This window comes from Terrimonas pollutisoli (assembly GCF_029360765.1).
GTDB lineage: Bacteria > Bacteroidota > Bacteroidia > Chitinophagales > Chitinophagaceae > Terrimonas_B > Terrimonas_B pollutisoli.
This window is the reverse complement of sequence record NZ_JARKNA010000011.1, coordinates 131,583-150,784: the sequence shown is the minus strand read 5'-3', so window position 1 is coordinate 150,784 and position 19,202 is coordinate 131,583. Positions and strand designations below refer to the sequence as shown.

The 19,202-nt window shown below is 40.4% G+C and carries 16 protein-coding genes; 9 read left to right on the top strand and 7 right to left on the bottom strand.

The window, feature by feature from the left end; translation table 11 throughout:
* Window positions 1-134: 134 nt before the first annotated feature.
* Both P2W73_RS17290 and P2W73_RS17285 read right to left on the bottom strand, forming a co-directional pair.
* A complete protein-coding gene (locus P2W73_RS17290) occupies window positions 135-872 on the bottom strand; it encodes a GLPGLI family protein (protein ID WP_276503336.1) in 738 nt (245 codons plus the stop codon).
* A 28-nt stretch (window positions 873-900) separates the two neighbouring features.
* Entirely contained in the window at window positions 901-3,684 is a 2,784-nt protein-coding gene (locus tag P2W73_RS17285; RefSeq protein WP_276503335.1) for an outer membrane beta-barrel family protein, read from the bottom strand.
* A gap of 184 nt (window positions 3,685-3,868) precedes the next feature.
* Between P2W73_RS17285 and glgB the strand changes: the two genes are divergently transcribed.
* The 3 genes from glgB (at window position 3,869) to P2W73_RS17270 (ending at window position 7,742) form a co-directional block, all read left to right on the top strand.
* Window positions 3,869-5,920 carry a 1,4-alpha-glucan branching protein GlgB gene (glgB, locus tag P2W73_RS17280; protein ID WP_276503334.1) on the top strand — a complete coding sequence of 684 codons (2,052 nt, stop codon included), beginning with the start codon at window positions 3,869-3,871 and terminating at the stop codon, window positions 5,918-5,920.
* A 115-nt stretch (window positions 5,921-6,035) separates the two neighbouring features.
* Window positions 6,036-7,076, top strand: a complete 1,041-nt coding sequence (locus P2W73_RS17275; RefSeq protein ID WP_276503333.1) for a tetratricopeptide repeat protein — start codon at window positions 6,036-6,038, stop codon at window positions 7,074-7,076.
* Window positions 7,077-7,172: 96 nt separating this feature from the next.
* A complete protein-coding gene (locus tag P2W73_RS17270; protein WP_276503332.1) occupies window positions 7,173-7,742 on the top strand; it encodes a cupin in 570 nt (189 codons plus the stop codon).
* Between the two features lie 5 nt (window positions 7,743-7,747).
* On the opposite strand, the gene argS is transcribed toward P2W73_RS17270, so the two are convergent.
* Window positions 7,748-9,547, bottom strand: coding sequence for an arginine--tRNA ligase (gene argS / locus P2W73_RS17265; protein ID WP_276503331.1), 1,800 nt, complete (start codon window positions 9,545-9,547; stop codon window positions 7,748-7,750).
* 97 nt (window positions 9,548-9,644) lie between these two features.
* Between argS and P2W73_RS17260 the strand changes: the two genes are divergently transcribed.
* Entirely contained in the window at window positions 9,645-10,160 is a 516-nt protein-coding gene (locus P2W73_RS17260; RefSeq protein WP_276503330.1) for a GtrA family protein, read from the top strand.
* A gap of 37 nt (window positions 10,161-10,197) precedes the next feature.
* Here P2W73_RS17260 and P2W73_RS17255 read toward each other — a convergent pair whose 3' ends face one another.
* The 4 genes from P2W73_RS17255 to P2W73_RS17240 form a co-directional block, all read right to left on the bottom strand.
* Window positions 10,198-11,625 carry a DUF4403 family protein gene (locus P2W73_RS17255; protein ID WP_276503329.1) on the bottom strand — a complete coding sequence of 476 codons (1,428 nt, stop codon included), beginning with the start codon at window positions 11,623-11,625 and terminating at the stop codon, window positions 10,198-10,200.
* A gap of 123 nt (window positions 11,626-11,748) precedes the next feature.
* Entirely contained in the window at window positions 11,749-12,156 is a 408-nt protein-coding gene (locus tag P2W73_RS17250) for a VOC family protein (RefSeq protein WP_276503328.1), read from the bottom strand.
* A 137-nt stretch (window positions 12,157-12,293) separates the two neighbouring features.
* On the bottom strand, window positions 12,294-12,953 hold the full coding sequence (locus P2W73_RS17245; RefSeq protein ID WP_276503327.1) for a YdeI/OmpD-associated family protein: 660 nt from the start codon (window positions 12,951-12,953) through the stop codon (window positions 12,294-12,296).
* Window positions 12,954-13,013: 60 nt separating this feature from the next.
* The gene (locus P2W73_RS17240; RefSeq protein WP_276503326.1) at window positions 13,014-13,484 is read right to left on the bottom strand and encodes a DUF456 domain-containing protein; all 471 of its coding nucleotides are present in this window, start codon (window positions 13,482-13,484) and stop codon (window positions 13,014-13,016) included.
* Window positions 13,485-13,945: 461 nt separating this feature from the next.
* Here P2W73_RS17240 and dnaK point away from each other — a divergent pair, with 461 nt between their 5' ends.
* The 5 genes from dnaK (at window position 13,946) to P2W73_RS17215 (ending at window position 18,922) form a co-directional block, all read left to right on the top strand.
* A complete protein-coding gene (gene dnaK / locus P2W73_RS17235) occupies window positions 13,946-15,859 on the top strand; it encodes a molecular chaperone DnaK (protein WP_276503325.1) in 1,914 nt (637 codons plus the stop codon).
* A gap of 283 nt (window positions 15,860-16,142) precedes the next feature.
* The gene (locus tag P2W73_RS17230; RefSeq protein WP_276503324.1) at window positions 16,143-16,358 is read left to right on the top strand and encodes a hypothetical protein; all 216 of its coding nucleotides are present in this window, start codon (window positions 16,143-16,145) and stop codon (window positions 16,356-16,358) included.
* 249 nt (window positions 16,359-16,607) lie between these two features.
* The gene (locus P2W73_RS17225; protein WP_276503323.1) at window positions 16,608-16,796 is read left to right on the top strand and encodes a hypothetical protein; all 189 of its coding nucleotides are present in this window, start codon (window positions 16,608-16,610) and stop codon (window positions 16,794-16,796) included.
* A gap of 223 nt (window positions 16,797-17,019) precedes the next feature.
* Entirely contained in the window at window positions 17,020-18,564 is a 1,545-nt protein-coding gene (locus P2W73_RS17220; RefSeq protein WP_276503322.1) for an RHS repeat domain-containing protein, read from the top strand.
* The gene (locus P2W73_RS17215; RefSeq protein ID WP_276503321.1) at window positions 18,557-18,922 is read left to right on the top strand and encodes a hypothetical protein; all 366 of its coding nucleotides are present in this window, start codon (window positions 18,557-18,559) and stop codon (window positions 18,920-18,922) included. The genes P2W73_RS17220 and P2W73_RS17215 overlap by 8 nt, the downstream gene beginning before the upstream one ends.
* Window positions 18,923-19,202 lie beyond the last annotated feature (280 nt).

Genomic DNA, 19,202 nt, shown 5'->3' with positions numbered 1-19,202 from the left:
CTTGTTCACCAGCGTAGTTATTGTGCTGTCAACACTCCACTAAAAGAATAATAAAGAAAATAAGACGTAATAAAAACTCTGTAAAGAGATTTGCTATATTCCTTCCGTATACCCGATGATCTTTACATGAAATATCATAACGACATATTCCACAAAGCTTGTTGTCCCCACTTACCCCAGTCCTTTGTTACTTTTTCAACATCTTTACGAATGGCAACAAATTCTTTTTTCTTTCCTTTTAGAGGGGCTATGATTTGTCTTACATCAACACCGGCAACCTGCAATTTGGTTGCAATGTAACTGGTAAACATGCGGGGAATTGTAATACCTAATATCATTCCTGGCAATCCGCTTATTCCCATCGGGCCACCGCTGATGGTTATCTCATCCGTATAGAAAGCAAAAACATAAACGCTATCGAAAATGATACCTGTTGCCTTACGGCAGTTAAAGCCAGCAATCTCCCGGGTTTCATTGGGTGTAAGCTTCCAATCAATTTTCATTAATTCACCGGCGAGTAAATAATTGTCACCGAGAATGTATCTATAATTGGCAAAAGCTCCTGTTTGATAGTCATTGTACCATACGTCATCTTCGGGATTATTTACTCCAAACCCACGGGGAAGTTTGGTTTTTTCATCATATCGGTCAAACTTATAAATGGATTTATTGTCATTAAAAATATAGGTAAAATAGGTGGTAGAAAACTGGGGAATCTTGTCCTTCCACATTTGCACCCAGAATCCTTCGTCTCCCAATGCACGGTGGTTATTGGTACGTACTTCAAACTCGATTGCACCTGATTCAATAAACTGCTGGGCATTTGCGATGCCTGCCAGCCCAATCAGTATTGTTAAAAATATTTTTTTCATATCCCTGAGTTAAAAATTAAAATCAGAATTATTGTGGTTTACCATTTTTTGAAATATTCCAGGTAACAGTCAGCAGCCAAAAACGTTTCAATGTATTGTAATAAGATTCAGTAAAACTGTAACCGCTAAAACTACGGTTGTAACCCCTGTTTTGATTCAGGATATCATACACGCCAAATTTGAATTCCATTTCATTTTTCAGGATGCGTTTAATCACATTCGCATTCCAGGTTGTAAAGCTGTTATCATCGGGGAACCGGGGATCTTTTTGCCTCATCTGGAAGTTGACATCTGAACCAATTTCTACTTTGCCAGGCAGGGTAACGCGGCCTTCAGCCCAGCCATTCAATTGCCAATACTCAGCATTAGCGGATGAATTCACTGAAGCCTTGCTTTTATTATAGGTGAAATGGGGACCAATATGGAAGTTGTATTTGTCGGCTACATATTGACCGATATTTAAACGGATACCATAGCTGGTTACGTCTGTTTTGTTTTTTACCGTTCTGTTGGTTTTTGGATCTCGTACAAAGTCGATGTTGTGGTTAATATTTGCATTAGGACCAAAACCGATCCTCCATTTTGTGTCGGGTATTTTGAATCCATAATCGCTATACAAATTCAAATTGTAGATGCCGTCTACGTTTACTGTCTGATAAGTTCTTCGGCCGGCGTCGTCAATAGTGCTGAATTGGGTAAACGCATTTTGCGTCATATTAAACGACAATCCACCCCAGAGATTTTTCTCTTTCAGTGCATTCCATGAGCTATAGTTCAAGTTGAATGAATGACGGAAGGATTGGTCAAGAGCCGGATTTCCCAGATAAATGTTTAAAGGATCTGTATTCACAGTTATCGGCTGCAATTGTTCGAGGGTTGGAGCCTGCGTAGAACCATTATAGTTAAACCGAAGGTTTTGACTTGGTTTTATCTTATATGTTAAGGAAGCACGGGGAAAGAAGTTGGTGTAATCATAATTTCTGGTGATATCGTCAGTGATGTTTTTCTGGACGAAATGACTAAATGCCACTGCACTTCCGAAGGAATAGGTGTATTTCTTTTTATTCACCCTGAAGTTTAAGCCCGGTGTATTGACAAGACGATTAAACTCAAAGGAATTGCTTAATGAGTCTATGCGGTTATTGTATTTGCCAGAGCCATCATCTTCATTGGTAATTCGTTCGTTACTATTTGCGTTGTAGCTGAAGGAATAGCTCACTTCGAGGTACATATCTTTTAGCAGGGGCTCCGTGTAGGCGATCTTTGTGCTCACACTTTTCCCTTCGTTATTACGAATGTTTTGTTGGTCAAGCGTATCACGCCGATCGATTATCCCATCTTTATAGTAATTGTTCAGCGAGTAGAGAAGGCCATCATTTTTAGAACGGTTCCAATTTAAATCTGTGTTTATCGATAAAGTGCGGGAAAGTTTTTTGAATTTATGTTTCCATAGCAGGGTAGTAGTTACTGCATCGTTGACTGCATCATTATTTGAGTTACGGTTACTGTTATTGATTGAGTCTCCTTTGTCTGTAAAGGACTCAGTATAATAATTACTTCTTGTCAGGGATTTCCTTTCATTGGCCCTCGTTGTCCATTTCAGCGTATTGTTGGAGTCGATTGTAGTCTCCATCGTGAAATTCAATGCATGCTTATTGGTGGACGAATAATTATTACTTATACTGTTTGTTGACCAACTGGTATCAGGCAGGAAGGTTTTAGAAAACGTACTGGTTACACCCGGCGAATTTACTTTGGAGAATTTATAGCCTCCATTCAGACTTTGCTTGTTGTTGTTGAATTTATCGCTGTAATGCAGGCCGCCGTTCCAGTTCCGGGGTATACCATTTCGTCCGCCCCGGTAGTTATCGTCATTGTCCCCGTTCCACATCATGTACATACCACCATCATCACTTATACCGGTTTCAACTCCTTCCATTCCGCCGCCATAATTATTCGCATCCTGCCAATCGAGATTAGTTTGTCCCGTATTGCTAAGGATGCCGTATCCTGCTATCTTTCGCTTGCCTTTAAAGGCGTTCAGCATGGCGGCATTATCGTATTTGTCCTTCAGCCCGCCACCTGCTTCAATCTTTCCAAAATAGCCTTTCTTCTTATCTTCCTTCAGCTTCAGATTGATTGTTTTGTCTTTTACACCATCATCTATCCCGGTGAATTCCGCCTGTTCACTTTTTTTATCGAACACTTCTACTTCTTTTACTACATCCGCCCGCAGGTTTTTAGTGGCGATGCCCGGGTCGGTTCCGAAAAATTCTTCTCCATCAACCAATACCTTGGTCACCTTCTCACCCATGGCGGTTATTTTGCCATCTTTATCAACCTGTATGCCGGGCAATCTTCTTAGTAATTCCTCCACGTTGGCCCCCTCCCGAACTTTAAAACTATCGGCCGTATAAACGGTGGTGTCACCTTTAATCCGGATGGGTGAGCCGCTCTTAATAATGACTTCTGCCAATAATTTGCTCTTGGGAATCATTTTAATTTTACCGAGATCAGCAACCTCGGCTTCCTTAACCTGGATTTTGTCAAAATAATCGCCGAGATAAGGGTGGGTGATCATAACGAGATATTCTCCAGCCTTCAGGTTGGGCAGGCTAAAATTTCCAGCCTTGTCGGCACGGGCAAATTTTACAAGGACCGAATCTTTGGCCCTCATCAGGGAAATTACTGTGTTTTGAAGATACTTGTGATCTACCTCGTCGGCTACTGAGCCTTTTACGCCGCTTGATTGGGCAATTGCAAATTGAATAAATCCTGTCAGAGCAAGAACTAGAGTTGTGAATTTTCGCATAGTTGGTTCTGGTATAAAATGCAAAATATAGTTTATCACACTGTCACAAGCTACATTTACATAAACAGCACAAAAATGCTGATTTACGGTTGATAATTATTAATGACATCTTTATCGGCCTGTTAATATTTCAATAAAAATGTGTAAGTTGTATATGACTCACAAACTTTAAAATTCCACAAATATGAACGGGAAAGAACAAGATATTGGAGAAGACAGACAATCCAATAACGGCGGTGCTGACCAAAAATTATCTTCATCCTCCGGGAATGTTTTTAGTGAGCAGTATAGTTCCGGTAAAAAATACGAAGACACGCATTTTATCGACACGTCAAAACCCGTGTGGAATTACTCACTGCTTAGCGATGAGGATGTCACGAATTTTCAGCAGGGTACGCATTATCGGTTATATGAAAAATTTGGATCACACTCGTTGCAGGTAAACAATGTGTGGGGAATGTATTTCTGTGTATGGGCGCCAAATGCAACAACGGTCTCTGTCGTTGGCAACTTTAATCACTGGAAGGACCATGAATATGAACTGCAACCCCGCTGGGACAACAGTGGTATCTGGGAAGGTTTTATACCCGGGTTCAAATTGGGTGAGGTTTATAAATATAACATAGTAGGATTCGAAGGAAGAAAAACTGTAAAAGGCGATCCCTTTGCTAACTTCTGGGAAAAAAGGCCCCATACTGCATCTATCACCTGGGATATGTATTACGAATGGAAGGATGGTGAATGGATGAAAAAAAGAAAAGAGCATAACGCATTGGATGCACCCTGGAGTGTTTATGAGGTTCACCTCACAAGTTGGCAACGTCCGGATAGAAATGATGAGGAAAGTTATAACACCTACGAGCAGATAAAAGAAAATCTTGTTCCGTATGTAAAAGAAATGGGCTTTACCCACGTGGAGTTAATGCCTGTGATGGAACACCCTTTTGATGGAAGTTGGGGATACCAGATTACAGGATATTATGCAGCGACATCACGGTTCGGCAATCCCCAGGGGTTGATGGCTTTAATTGATGCATTTCACGCCGAAGGAATTGGTGTGATCCTCGATTGGGTGCCTTCGCATTTCCCCTATGACTCACATGGCCTGTTTATGTTTGACGGCACACATACATATGAATATGCGGATATGCGCAAAGGGTTTCATCCTGATTGGAATAGTTATATATTCAATTATAAGCGAGGAGAAGTAAAATCGTTTCTGATCAGTAACGCCATATTCTGGTTTGACAAATTTCATATTGATGGCGTTCGGGTGGATGCGGTAAGCTCTATTTTAAAATTGGATTATTCCAGGGATGAAGGAGAGTGGGAGCCTAATGAATTTGGTGGTAATGGAAACCTGGAAGCTATTGCTTTTATCAAGGATCTGAACGAAACTATCTACCGTGATTTTCCTGATGTGCAGACCATAGCAGAGGAAGCGACGGACTGGCCCGGCATTTCAAGGCCAACCTGGCGGGATGGGCTGGGTTTTGGAATGAAATGGATGATGGGCTGGATGCATGATACACTCGATTACTTTAAAATAGATCCGCTGGGAAGACAGCACAACCAGGATAAGTTTTCATTCAGCATGGCATATTACTATGATGAAAATTTTATGCTTCCTTTTAGTCATGATGAAGTGGTGCATGGGAAAAGCCCAATGCTGTATAAAATGCCGGGTGATGAATGGCAAAAATTTGCGAACCTCCGCCTGATGTATACTTATATGTGGACGCATCCGGGGGGAAAGCTGTTGTTCATGGGTGATGAGTTTGGACAGACAAGTGAATGGAACTATAAGTCTGAACTCGATTGGTTTTTATTTCAATACGATGCACACCGGCTTTTAAAAGACTGTGTTGCTGATCTGAACAAATTACTCAGAAAGGAGCCTGCTCTATACCAGAACCAATTTAATCAGTACGGATTTGAATGGGTGGACCTTAACCACCGGCAGGAGTCGGTGGTGTCTTACAAGAGAATAAGTAAAACACCGGGAGAGGATGTATTAATTATCTTAAATATGACTCCGGTTGTGCGAAACGATTGGGAAGTTGTTGTAAGTGGAAAGCCTTATAGTGAAGAAATATTTAACAGCGATCACAAAATATATTGGGGTACCGGCAACGTTTATAATCCTGATATTCGCTGTGAGCTGATCGATAAGGATCAAAAGACTTATAAGATTAGAATAAATTTACCTCCACTGGCTGGCGTAATTCTGAAATAAATAACGGTTTTTTACCGGCAGGCAACAAGAAGATAAGACAGGGGTCTTGTGATTATTGATACTTAAATCTATCTTGCATGCGATACCCTTTTAAAATAAGGCTAAACCCAATCCAATGATCCGTAACACCCTCACATCCCTCGTATGTATGTGCAGCTCTGCGCTGGCATTTTCTCAAAACTCCAACCCGGATAGTGCCAATTATTTTTTGCAAAAAGGATTGCAGGAAAAACAAATTGGCCGCAGAATGGAATCGCTGAAGAATTTTGAAAAAGCGTACAAATATGACAGCACTAACAAGAGCATAGTAAACGAACTGGCGATTGCATACCACGATCTTCGCAAGTATACACATGCAAAAAACACCTATAAAAAACTGGAGACACTGGGGGATGCATCACCGGCTATTTATAAGCAGTTGATGGATCTTTCTTTTAGCCTTAAGCAGAGTGATGATGTAATTGTGTATGCAAACAAATTAAAGCAGGCTGACCCCAGTCAAAAAATAAGTTTTTATGTTGGTAAAGTACAATATGACCAGGAAAACTATGGCGAAGCGATCAAGTACCTTGCTGCAGCCATGAAGGAAGATGAATTAAATGCTGAAGCGCCTTATATGATTGCCCGTAGCTATGCTGATATGCAAAACTACAAAAACAGTATTCCGTATTTTCAAAAGGCCATTGCCCTTGACACTACAAAAAGCAACTGGATCTATGAACTGGCACTAATTTATTACGCCATTCATGAAGATAAGAATGCGTTGCAACACATGCTCCTTGCTGGTGAAAAGGGGTATAGGAGAGATAATGATTACCTGGAAAACCTTGGCGTAGCTTACCTGAATGCAGGTGAATTGGACAAGGGCGTTGAAATACTCGGGGAAATATTAAACAAACGCCCCAGCGATATGAATATTCTCAACATGATTGCAGAGGCTTATTATTACAAAGGCAAATTTCAACTCGCCATGGATTACTGGGATAAGATACTCGGTTACGATAAGCAGAATGCATCCGCTCTTTATATGATCGGTATGTGTTATCAAAAGAAGGGAGAGAAAGAAAAAGGACAACATTTGTGCGACAAAGCCATCGAGATGGATCCAAGCCTGGCGGCATTGAAGCAAAAGAAACAAATGCCGGGTGGATTGTAGAAAGATAATCTAACAATATTTAAGAGAAGAGAGAAATGACAGCCCCGGCTGTCATTTTTTATGCAGTGCTAAGGATATGTAACTTTATAACAAAAAATGAAACGCAGGCATTTTTTATTTTTGGCTACCGGCCTAATGGCTGCAAAAAATAGTATGGCTGAAAAATTAAGGTCTCCGGAGACTTTTTATTTTAAGGATGACGGCGAGATACCTAATAGCAGGTATCCAATGCTGTTGTACCGGGATGCGTTTAGTCAAAGAGGTGATGATGGTGCAACCTGGCTGGAGCAAAAATTTTTAAGTAACAACTGGAGCAATTCCTGGAGAAACGGCATTTTTTCTTTTCATCACTATCATAGCATCACACATGAAGTATTGGGCATTTACAGGGGATCGGCGATAGTACATATGGGAGGAGAAAAAGGAAAAAAGCTGACGATAAAAGCAGGTGACGTAATAGTAATTCCCGCCGGTGTAGGACATAAAAATCTTGAGTCAGATAATTTAGGTGTTGTCGGCGCCTACCCCAATGGTATAATGTGGGACATGAATTATGGCAAACCGGCGGAAAGACCAAAGGCTGATGAAAACATAGCTGCTGTACCCATACCCTTGCAGGATCCTTTATTTGGAAGTAAGGATGGACTTATAAAAATATGGAGTTAAAAAACCTACATTCTCTCCGGTACCTTTATTCCAAGCAGGTTCATGGCAGATGCGATGATATTTGCGGTGAGCTCACACAACTGTAAACGGAGTTGTTTCTTTTCTTCAGATTCAGCACTTAAAACAGAATGATCGGTATAAAAGGAACTGAAGGTTTTGGCAACTTCATAAATATAAACAGCTAACGAAGAAGGATTATGTTCCAGAAGAGCTTGTGCAATAATCGAAGGGTATTGTTCCAGCAAGACAATCAATTCTTTTTCTTTCGGCAACAAACCTGCCTGTCCGGCAGGCAGGCCCCCAATCACCAACTGCTGACCGCCGACGGCTCTTTCTTTTCTTAAAATTGATTTTATTCTCGCATGTATAAATTGTATAAACGGCCCTGTGAATCCATGGAAGTCGATACTTTCTTCAGGATTAAAAACCATTCTTTTTTTAGGGTCCACCCTCAACAAAAAGAATTTCAATGCACCCAACGCAATGGTATCATATAATTCATTTAGTTCGCCAGGATTAAAGTCTTTTACTTTACCAAGTTCTTCTGTTTTTTCCCTGGCCACCTTTTTTAATTCTTCAATAATATCGTCCGCATCTACAACAGTACCCTCACGGGTTTTCATTCGGCCAGTAGGTAGTTCCACCAAGCCGTAGCTAAGATGATAAATGCCTTCTGCGTAGGGCTTGTTCAGCTTTTGCAGGATCAACTTCAGCACTTTCATGTGATAGTTTTGCTCGTCAGCTATCACATAAAAACTTTCGTCATAATGGAACTCTTCAAACTTTTGATTGGCAAGACCAAGGTCCTGGGTGATATAAACGGAAGTGCCATCTTTCCGCTGTACAATTTTTTCATCCAGTCCATCTGCTGTAAGGTCTATCCAAACACTACCATCTTCTTTTTTATAAAACACTCCTTTTTGTAATCCGTCTTCTACAAATTCTTTTCCCAACAAATAGGTATCACTTTCAAAATAATTTTTATCAAAGTCGCTGCCTATCTTTTTATAGGTTTCATTAAAGCCTTCATACACCCAACCATTCATTTTTTGCCAAAGGTTTCTTACTTCTGGCTCACCTCTTTCCCAATCAATCAACATTTGCTGGGCGGCCTGCATGATGGGAGCTTTTTTTTCAGCATCGTCTTTTGACATTCCGTCGGCGATCAATTTTTCAACTTCTTTTTTATGTTCCTGGCCAAATAATACATAATAGTCTCCCACAAAATGATCACCCTTGATGCCTTCTGATTCAGGTGTTTTGCCTTCACCAAATTGCAGCCATGCCACCATTGATTTGCAGATATGAATGCCCCTGTCATTCATAATGGCGGTTTTAAAAACAGTATGGCCCGTCACTTTCAGAATTTCAGCGACGCTCCAACCAAGAAAATTATTTCTTAAATGCCCAAGGTGTAAAGGCTTATTGGTGTTGGGAGAGGAGTATTCAACAATTACCCTTTTACCATTCGAGGGTTGATGACCTATCGTTTGATCTGCATATGATGCCTGGAGAAACCCTGTCCAGTAGTTATCAGCAACCAGCAGGTTTAAAAAGCCTTTGATTACATTGTAAGATGTAAAAAGCTCCTTATTATTTTTTACCAGATATTCGCCAATTTCATTTCCCAGTTGCTCGGGTGATTTTCTCAGTTGTTTAACAAATGAAAAAAGTACCAACGTATAGTCGCCTTCAAATTCTGGTTTGGTCTGGTTGATAGTAAGGTCTTTTTCAGCAAAATCGTGGCCATACAGGTTTTTCAGGGCTGTTAACACCAATGGCTTCATCTTATTTACAATGCTCATCCTGGCTGTAATTTTTGCTGCGAATGTACGAAACCCTGCATGAGATTATCGCCAGCATTACTACAAACAGAAAACTTGCAATATTTTTACCGGGTTAATGAGACGTCATATTCATAGCGCCAGGGATTTTATACTGCCGGTTATTGATTTTTTTTATCCGCCTTTCCGCAGGATCATGAACCTGCAGACCTTCCGTTATGCCGCATCAGGGGGAGGTAATACCTTGCTTGGATTTTTAATTTACTTTATAAGCTATCGCTATATATTGGAGGAAAAACAATTTCACTTTGGTTTTTATGCCTTTAAATCACACACAGCTGCCTTGTTCATTTCCTTTCTCATCACTTTCCCGATAGGTTTTTTTATGTCGAAGTATGTTGTATTCAATGATTCACAGATGAAGGGGCGAATACAACTGTTCCGGTATTTCATGATTTGCCTTTTTAACCTCGCGTTAAATTATATTTTGCTGAAAATATTAGTGGAACGTGCACTTATATACCCCGTATTCGCACAGGTGCTAACGACTTCCATTGTGATCTTGTTTAGCTACCTGGCACAACGACATTTTTCTTTTAAGGCAAATGCTATTGAAGAAGAGGCCGGGGGATAATATTTTCCTTCACCGGCGAGTGACTAGCAAGATATCACTACAAGCTAAAATCAATTGACTCAACTTTGACAGAAAGGTCACCGCTGCAATTGCTCCGGATAACAAGTGACTGATTCAAGGGGTAAATACCAATCAGCTGAATATCGTCGATCTGTCCATAGCTGCGAATACCTTTTATCCATTCCCGGTTCAACTGTTCATTAATTTGAAGTTTGGCGCTATCGATATAGTTGTTGAGATCGAATCGTGTAGTCTTACTTATTTCATTGATGATCCTTCGGCTAAATAACCACTCGGATGTTTTGAGCAAAGCGTCTTTTGATTTGATGTCAAAGTCAATATTTCTTATTTCAAGGATATGCGTCTCCTTCGTGTAGACTGGTTTGCCGGTGAGATAAAAAGTGCCGTTATCAGTGCCGGTAAAATTCACTTTGATGATTATTTTTTCATTGCCTGTCCCGTACAACCTGCAATCCTGTATGATAAATTTCTTTTTCACCGGTCCTTTGTTAAAATCAAACTCCTTACCGGCAATATGCCTGTTGAGAATTGTACTGAGCGAATCATAGTTTAACATGGCGTCTAAAAAAACAGAGAAGCCTTGTTGGCGGTGAATCTTGCCAATAGCGGGAATGGTGGACGGATAGTCGATCGGTTTCTCAAAACTTATAACAGGTCTTGCTGATAACCCCAAATACACATACAGGGAGTCATCTTTGGCGTAAAGATTATTGATCTTTATTTGCCGCGGGTTCACCTGCAGCCAGCCCATATCATAAATATTGTAAGACTTTACCAACTGGTTCCAGACTTGTTGAAACTGCGGTTTCAGATCAATCGTTCCATAATTTCTTTCAAGAACAGCGTGGGCGGTATCCAATTCTTCTTTTAGCCCTGATAAAACCTGTTTGGTGATATCCTGTCCCCAAAAGCAAACTTCGCATTTGTCCATTGCCTGCGGTTCATTTCGGTTGATGGCCAGTTTCACTTTGTAATCAGGTAGCAAGGTTAATGAGTTGGTAAATGAAACATTTACTCTTCTTTCGGCTTCATCAAAACCACACCTGCACGGAGATGTCCACGGAGAAATGGCGGCGCCTGCTACACATACCCTTGTTGATCCAATGATCTGGTAATAGCCGGTGAATCCCAGGTTTAGCGACGTGCCTGACGCTTTCATTTGCAAAGGGCTTCTGCGAAAGCGGTATTTATAACGGGTATCGCAACCTTGCTGCACCCAAGCGTCGGGATAATTAGGAGACGTAAATAAAGTGTCCACCTGGCTTTCAGCCATCGCATACAAAGGCTTCAGGTTGATCTGTATAGGAATATTGATCTCTGAATCAGGCAGTGAATCCAGTTTGAAATTGGTGACAGCCAGTGACGGTCTTTCCGGATTTATCTTATGCGAGCAGGAGATACAAAATATGACCGATGTTAAAAAAATAAGTCCTTTTCCTTTCATACAATACATTAGTTCGATAAAAATAAGTAAAGAAAGGAAAAAGGGGGTATAGATGAACTGTTAAGTTGGGTTGGCGTTGTGCTCGCTGAAAAGTCAACAGGCGTCGTTTAATGCTTATTGAAATTACTTTTTTAATTCACAGCTCACCATCCAGTTCACACCAAATTTGTCGGTGAGCATACTGAACCTTGATCCCCAAAACGCATCATTAGGAGGCATAGTGGCCAGTCCGCCGGCGGAAAGTTTTTCAAAAAGGCTGTCCACTTTTGCCGGTTCATCTACTTCCAGCGATAGAGCGACATTATTGCCTTTATTGATCTTGAATTCATCAAATGTATCGGATAGATAGAGTAGCGTATCGCCGATCTGCATTCGGGCATGCATGATCTTGTTTTTTAAATGTTCCGGAGTGTCCATTGGGCCTTCGCCCATCCGGCTAAGCATGATTACTTCACCTCCGATCACTTCTTTATAAAAATTTAATGCTTCTTCGGCCTGGCCGGGAAAATGCAGGTAGGTAATAATTTTCATGTGTTAGTTTTTATTTTTTTTGCCACATGGAATTCGCCATAAAATTTTCATCGGGGGTTGGTATAATTTGCCTCGAAAATTTTATGGCTCATTTCATATTGAGTTTTTTAAGAGTGAAATTATTTTGAATGTTTGATCTACATATTCCTGGGATTTTTCCAGCCTTTGCCTAATCTTTCAATTGTTCCGGTTATCCGTTCATTTCTTGTTTCACCTCTTTTGGCAGTAACGATCCATTCGATATATTCTTTCTTATTGGTAAAAGAAAGGTTGTCAAATGTGGCTGCTTGTTTTTTATTTTTTTTAAAGACTGTTGCTAAATCATCGGGCAAACGAACTTCTTTGGTTTTAGGGTTAACCCAATTAAATATTTCCCGAACCTTTGGTTGGGCCTCTTTCTTTTTATCTGCTGCTGTTTTGGCCCGGAAGCCAAATACTGACCAGGTATCATTGAAGGAAATAAGGCTTATCCAGGTGAGCTTATCGCCTTCGTTAAGCAGGCAATCCCATCCTTTGTCGCGGGTAAGATCTGTCTGCACCCCTGATGTGCCTTTTGGATAATATACCCAAACTATTACATCATCTTTGACCAGCTTCATCACCTTGCTCATTTCTTTTTCCAGCCGGGCTTTTGTTGTCACAAACCAATGCACCTGGTCATAATCTTTTCCTGAAGAGACAATTTTTACACCTGCTGGTAAATTGGTCAATCCTTTTTTGAAATCAGTGGGTGCATTGAGGGTAAGAAGCGTGAAATTTTCTTTGATGCGTAGTTTTTGTGAGATGGTATTTACCATAGCAAAATTTAGGTTTCCAAATTAAGGCCATCCCGTCAAATTTGATTTATCGAAACTTGCTTAAATGGTTTTAATAACATGATAGAGCATCATGAAACAAATAACCAGTTTTAAAAAAGAGCCCATGATAAAACCAACAAAAGAACCCAGTGCTGCTCTAAATGATTTTTTTGAATCCTGGCCAGCGATCATTTCTCCAACAAAGGCGCCGATAAATGGACCGATAATCACTCCCCATGGCCCCATCCAGAAAGCCAGCAGGAAACCAATAGTGCAGCCCCAAATGCCGTATTTAGTGCCACCAAATTTTTTGGTTCCCCAAATTGGGACCAGGTAATCAAGTATAAGAGAGACGATGACTATGCCTGCCCATATCCAAAGAAACCTGCTTGTAAAAGGATCAGGTTCCCGGAAGATTTGTATAAATAATCCCACATAGGCAATTGGCGGTCCCGGAAGCAAGGGGAGAAGACTCCCCGCAATGCCAGCCAAAATCAAAATTATTCCCAGCGTTATCCAAAGCCAATCCATTTTTTATCTCAGGTTTGAAGTTTGTAGTTAGATGCTTGAAGTTAGGATAAAAGCCCAATCCCGACCTCCCTAAAGGGCGGCCACCAACACACAGTTCTCACTTTTCGGAGATGCTGATAAATAAGTGAAGTTTTCAAAAATGGTGAATAGCGATATGATGCTGATGTGGTAGTTATGAAGTTTGGATTTGTAATGCATCCCCGCTCCCTCAGCTTTGGAAAGGGAGTTGGAGGTCAGACGATAAATGACTGACTCCGACCGAAGCGTCGGAGGTGAGGTTTGTCGAGCAGCGATCAGGACGATGAACGGAGCGTCGCAACCAAAGCTCAATCTGGGAACTTTAGCCGGTAACCTAATAAAATTCAGTCTGCCATTTTTGCACATTTGCACCGGGCGGCACAATGATTGTCATTTGACTATCGTCCTGAAGAATGGGATAATAAAAAAGTGAAATTTTAACTATGGCAAAGATAATTGGAATCGACTTAGGAACTACTAATAGCTGTGTTGCCGTTATGGAAGGTAATGAGCCAGTAGTAATTGCCAACGATGAAGGGCGTCGCACCACCCCTTCGGTAGTGGCTTTTTTGAAAAATGGCGAACGTAAAGTAGGTGACCCGGCTAAACGCCAAGCTATCACTAATCCTCATAATACGATTATGAGTGTGAAACGCTTTATGGGGCGTCGTTTTGATGAGGTAAATGAAGAAATGACTCACTGGAGCTACAAAGTGGCGAAAGGTGACAATAATACCGTACGAATTGACATAGACGGACGCCTTTATACGCCGCAGGAAATTTCGGCTATGGTGCTTCAGAAAATGAAGAAAACCGCGGAAGATTATCTCGGCCAGGAAGTAACAGAAGCTGTTATTACTGTTCCGGCCTACTTTAATGATGCCCAGCGCCAGGCTACAAAAGAGGCCGGGGAAATTGCCGGTTTGACAGTACGTCGTATTGTGAATGAGCCTACTGCTGCAGCTTTAGCATATGGGTTGGACAAAGGTGGTAAAGATCATAAAATAGCCGTTTTTGACCTTGGTGGCGGTACATTCGATATTTCCATCCTGGAATTGGGTGACGGTGTATTTGAAGTAAAAAGCACTAATGGTGACACCCACCTTGGTGGTGATGACTTCGATAAGGTGATCATGGATTGGCTGGCTGATGAATTTAAAAAAGATGAAGCGATAGATCTACGTAAAGACCCAATGGCCTTACAACGCCTGAAAGAGTCTGCTGAAAAAGCTAAGGTGGAGTTATCATCTTCTTCAGAAACAGAAATCAATCTGCCGTATATCACGGCAGTGGATGGTGTGCCCAAACACCTTGTGAAAAAGTTGAGCCGTGCTAAATTTGAGCAACTGGCGGATAACTTATTCTCCCGTTGCCTGAGGCCTTGTGAAGCTGCATTAAAAGATGCAGGGATGAACACATCTGAAATTGATGAGGTGATATTGGTAGGTGGTAGTACGCGGATACCTAAAGTGCAGGAGATCGTTGAAAAATTCTTTGGTAAAAAACCGAATAAAGGAGTAAACCCTGATGAAGTGGTAGCCGTTGGCGCGGCTATACAAGGTGCGGTATTGACCGGTGAAGTAAAAGACGTACTGTTGCTGGACGTTACACCGCTTTCTTTAGGTATCGAAACCATGGGAAGTGTAATGACAACCCTGATACCATCAAATACAACTATTCCTACAAAAAAATCCGAAGTATTCTCGACAGCCAGCGACAATCAGCCTGGTGTGCAGATCCATGTGTTGCAGGGTGAACGTTCAATGGCAAAAGATAATAAGAGCCTTGGTATTTTCAACCTCGATGGTATTCCACCAGCACCAAGAGGTGTTCCGCAGATCGAGGTGATATTTGATATCGATGCCAATGGTATCTTACATGTAACGGCAAAAGATAAAGGAACGGGTAAGGAACAAAAGATACATATCGAAGCGGGTAGCGGGTTGAGTAAAGAAGAAGTAGAAAAAATGAAAGCTGAAGCAAAGGCCAACGAAGCGACAGATAAAGCTGAACGTGAAAAAGTAGACAAACTCAACCAGGCAGACAGCTTAGTGTTCCAAACTGAAAAGCAGTTGAAGGAATACGGTGATAAAATCCCGGCAGAAAAGAAGTCAGCTATCGAAGCGGGTGCTGAGAAGTTGAAAGCTGCTCATAAAGCGCAGGATCTGGCAGCGATCGATTCAGCAATGACCGAGCTGAATGCGGCATGGACTGCAGCCAGCCAGGATATGTACAATGCTACTCAACAAGGCGCAGGTCAACCTGGCGCTGAGCAACCACACGATGGTGCCGGAGCAGGTGCAGGTGCGAAAGCGGATGACAATGTAACGGATGTTCCTTACGAGGAAGTGAAATAATTGTCTGAACCACCAGGATTTATTAGATTAATTAGAATATAAGAAAGCCCTTGCAGCAATGCAGGGGCTTTTTTGGCGATAATTCTTAAGGATAGCACTACTGAAAAGGATTTGCATTCGCAATTAGCCAGTAAGAATTTGCCGTTCGCTAATCAAAACATACGTTTCATTCATTATGTCTTTTTATATGGCTATAGTCGGATGTAGCTTTGCGTCGTCATTCGAAAGCATGACTGATTTTTCAAAGACCTGATTAATCATTAAACCTTAAATAAACCTTATTATGAAATGTGCTATAATGCCCTGCCTGGTGCAGATTGAAAAATGTGAACTTCAAAAATTATGTACTGAAGTAAAAGAAACATTGGCGAAAGAAGTAGTGTTGACTGAGAAGAAAAAAGTTTCTTTTGGTACGACAGATCTATGGAATGCAAGAAGAAGTATGAACACAGCCAATCGTCTTTGGAAAAACAAAGCAAGAATTTATCCATTGGTATAGTGTTCTTATTCATGCCTTTGTTTATGAATGCTTTTGTTAAAGCAATCGTAAACATACATGATGCATTGTAATTCCCTTTGCTAATTGCGTTAAATGCATTAGCTTTGCGCCATCAATTTGAGCAAAGTATAGTACTTACTTACAACCGGGTGATTTAGCTTGCAGCTTGCCTCTTCTAACGATTCTTAATTGTTTTTTCTCCCTCAGTTGCTCAGAAATATTTAGTAATTAATAAAAGGAGACATAATCATGAAGAGTGATGTAATGCCATCTATTATACAGATGGAGTATGGAGTATTGAAGGAACTGCTAACGGAAGTAAAAGAAACTGTAGCGACCGATGTTGAACTGCCCGAACCAAAGAAAAAAACTTTTGGAATAGTTGATCTTTGGAACATTCGCAGGAATAATAAAACGGCAAGTAGACTGTATAAATAAATAAGAAGTTTATTGAGTTCCTTATCCCTGAAAATTGGGATACAAAAATCAAAGCCATCCGCCGCGGCGGATGGCTTTTTTTAGCTCAATGGCTATCTATTTTTTTAATTGTAACTGGCGAAGTCTTTATAATCAAGAAGGGCCTGGTCAATCGTCTTTAACCATTCAGCCTGTTTCTCTTTTTTAAATGCTATGATTGGTTTCTTTGTCGTATTCGCTTTGCATGTTTTCTTTTTCCGATACCGGGGAGACCACACTCGAGTATACCTATGATCCTTCCGGGAATCGCATCACAAAAAAATATGACTATACTACTATTTTCCAATATCCGCCAACCCGAAAGGATCATACCGATTTTTATGTTCGCGATGCACAGGGCAATGTGCTGGCAGTATATAAAAATGACTTGAATTATAAAGCTGATGGGACACTCTTAGGTTCCACCTTCAAATGGATAGAACAGCATTTGTATGGAAGTAGCCGTATTGGAATAATGAACACCGGACTGGAAGTTCTTTCATCCCAGCCGCTTGCCAATGCCAATTATAATTCTATAAATGATCCTGCCGCGAATACGTTAGTGGGCAAAAGAATGTATGAATTAAGCAATCATTTGGGTAATGTGCTATCGACCATTTCTGATAAAAAGATAGGAGTCGATAATGGAAGTGGCGGCATTGCACATTATATTGCAGAAGTTCTTTCACAAAATGATTATTATCCATTTGGGATGATGATGCCGGGAAGAAAATTTAGTGCCACAGGGAGTTACCGATATGGCTTCAATGGGCAAGAAACGGATAATAGTACCGGTAGTAATAATTATGACTTTGGAGCGAGAATTTATGACGGAAGAATTGGAAGGTTCTTGGGTGTTGACTTTATGAAAGGATTGACCCCATCTGAAACGGTGTATGGATTCGCAGGAAATTCTCCGATTTCACTAATAGACTATAATGGATACTTTAAAATATCTCCATATTTCATCAAAAAATATCCCAATTTTTCAAAATTCCTCTCTGATGTAATGGATGATCTTTGTGGAAATGAACAAGTCCGTGATGCATGGATTAAAACCGTTGGTTTCAAGAATAAAGATGAAGGTATTAAGGCATTTCATGATATGGTATCGTTTGGAAGCGGTCCTTTTATAACACTTGGTTTGACGGAAGAAAATATGATAGATCCACGTTCAGGATTTGCTTGGGATAAGCAAAGAAATACAGGAGATTTTAAACAAACATATGCAGACAACATTGTCATTAGTGAAGAGAATGCAGCAGCAATTGAAGCTGCTATTTCCAAGGGAGACTTCGAATCAGTTAGAAAGGAAATGTTTATAGCCTCTATGTTAGCGATGCACGAAACCGCTCATTGGGGAATGTGGAAATACAGAGGGTTTATTAACAGTGGACCGACACGAGAAGATGGAGCCAGATTTGATGAAAATCTTTTGGGAGAGAGACTCTCTTACAGAAATTTTAAAGTATCTACATTAAGAGGACAAAGTTTTGATGAAAATGTCGCTATAAGACTTTTTAAAAAGTATGACAAAATTGGTTCAGGTATTTCAATGATTGGACTGACTTTTCATAATAAGAAATCTGATTTTAAGAGATTCTTAAGTTCTAAAACGCCCAGAGGCCAAAAAGGAGATGCAATTCTTATCGACAATAATATAAAAGAACCAGATATTAAACCTTTTGTTCCAAAAAATACGTACAATACAAATGAGAATCAAACACACTCAAATTCCACATATGAATAAGTTGATGTATCAGTCATTGTTTTTTGTCATAATTATTTTTTTCGGTTGCAAAGAAAATAAAAGTGATTTTGATGCTAAATCTTTAGCTAGGGAATATTGCGCTTGCATTGAAGAACATAAAAAAAAGTATGATTTCTTTGACGCAAGAATACTTTGCAACAGTAAAATGGCTATTAATAATAGATTTTTTAGACTATATCAGGGGAATGTTATGTTTGGGAACCGATTGTCAAAACTTCCGAAAGCGTCTGCGGATAGCGTCTTACAATTTAGTGAGGCCTTTTATAATTATGTTCTAGAGAATTGCAAGAGTGCATTGTCTGAAGATGTCAATTTTGATCTAAATTTTCCAAGATGAGGCAGCCCCCAGTTCTGCATAGTGTTCGTCAAAAAGAAAAGGAAACCGGAAAGCTGAAAAAATAAAAAAAGATGAATGGTTGTGTTTAGTCTGCGACTAAACATCGGCTTCAAAGAAGCCGTCAAAAAAATATAGCCGTTGAGCAATCAACCCCCGTTGTTCTTAGTTTGTCTTGTATCGAAAGATGAAAAAAAATAAAAAAGTTGAATAGTTGTGCTGAGATTGCATCTCAGCATCGGCTTCAAAGAAGCCGTCCAGCCTGCTAACACACAAACAATAG

What these genes read in the sequence shown, in the direction of transcription:
- P2W73_RS17290 (WP_276503336.1), bottom strand. Translation starts at nt 872, where the DNA reads ATGAAAAAAATATTTTTAACAATACTGATTGGGCTGGCAGGCATCGCA.
- P2W73_RS17285 (WP_276503335.1), bottom strand. Translation starts at nt 3,684, where the DNA reads ATGCGAAAATTCACAACTCTAGTTCTTGCTCTGACAGGATTTATTCAA.
- glgB (WP_276503334.1), top strand. Translation starts at nt 3,869, where the DNA reads ATGAACGGGAAAGAACAAGATATTGGAGAAGACAGACAATCCAATAAC.
- P2W73_RS17275 (WP_276503333.1), top strand. Translation starts at nt 6,036, where the DNA reads ATGATCCGTAACACCCTCACATCCCTCGTATGTATGTGCAGCTCTGCG.
- P2W73_RS17270 (WP_276503332.1), top strand. Translation starts at nt 7,173, where the DNA reads ATGAAACGCAGGCATTTTTTATTTTTGGCTACCGGCCTAATGGCTGCA.
- argS (WP_276503331.1), bottom strand. Translation starts at nt 9,547, where the DNA reads ATGAGCATTGTAAATAAGATGAAGCCATTGGTGTTAACAGCCCTGAAA.
- P2W73_RS17260 (WP_276503330.1), top strand. Translation starts at nt 9,645, where the DNA reads ATGAGACGTCATATTCATAGCGCCAGGGATTTTATACTGCCGGTTATT.
- P2W73_RS17255 (WP_276503329.1), bottom strand. Translation starts at nt 11,625, where the DNA reads ATGAAAGGAAAAGGACTTATTTTTTTAACATCGGTCATATTTTGTATC.
- P2W73_RS17250 (WP_276503328.1), bottom strand. Translation starts at nt 12,156, where the DNA reads ATGAAAATTATTACCTACCTGCATTTTCCCGGCCAGGCCGAAGAAGCA.
- P2W73_RS17245 (WP_276503327.1), bottom strand. Translation starts at nt 12,953, where the DNA reads ATGGTAAATACCATCTCACAAAAACTACGCATCAAAGAAAATTTCACG.
- P2W73_RS17240 (WP_276503326.1), bottom strand. Translation starts at nt 13,484, where the DNA reads ATGGATTGGCTTTGGATAACGCTGGGAATAATTTTGATTTTGGCTGGC.
- dnaK (WP_276503325.1), top strand. Translation starts at nt 13,946, where the DNA reads ATGGCAAAGATAATTGGAATCGACTTAGGAACTACTAATAGCTGTGTT.
- P2W73_RS17230 (WP_276503324.1), top strand. Translation starts at nt 16,143, where the DNA reads ATGAAATGTGCTATAATGCCCTGCCTGGTGCAGATTGAAAAATGTGAA.
- P2W73_RS17225 (WP_276503323.1), top strand. Translation starts at nt 16,608, where the DNA reads ATGAAGAGTGATGTAATGCCATCTATTATACAGATGGAGTATGGAGTA.
- P2W73_RS17220 (WP_276503322.1), top strand. Translation starts at nt 17,020, where the DNA reads ATGTTTTCTTTTTCCGATACCGGGGAGACCACACTCGAGTATACCTAT.
- P2W73_RS17215 (WP_276503321.1), top strand. Translation starts at nt 18,557, where the DNA reads ATGAATAAGTTGATGTATCAGTCATTGTTTTTTGTCATAATTATTTTT.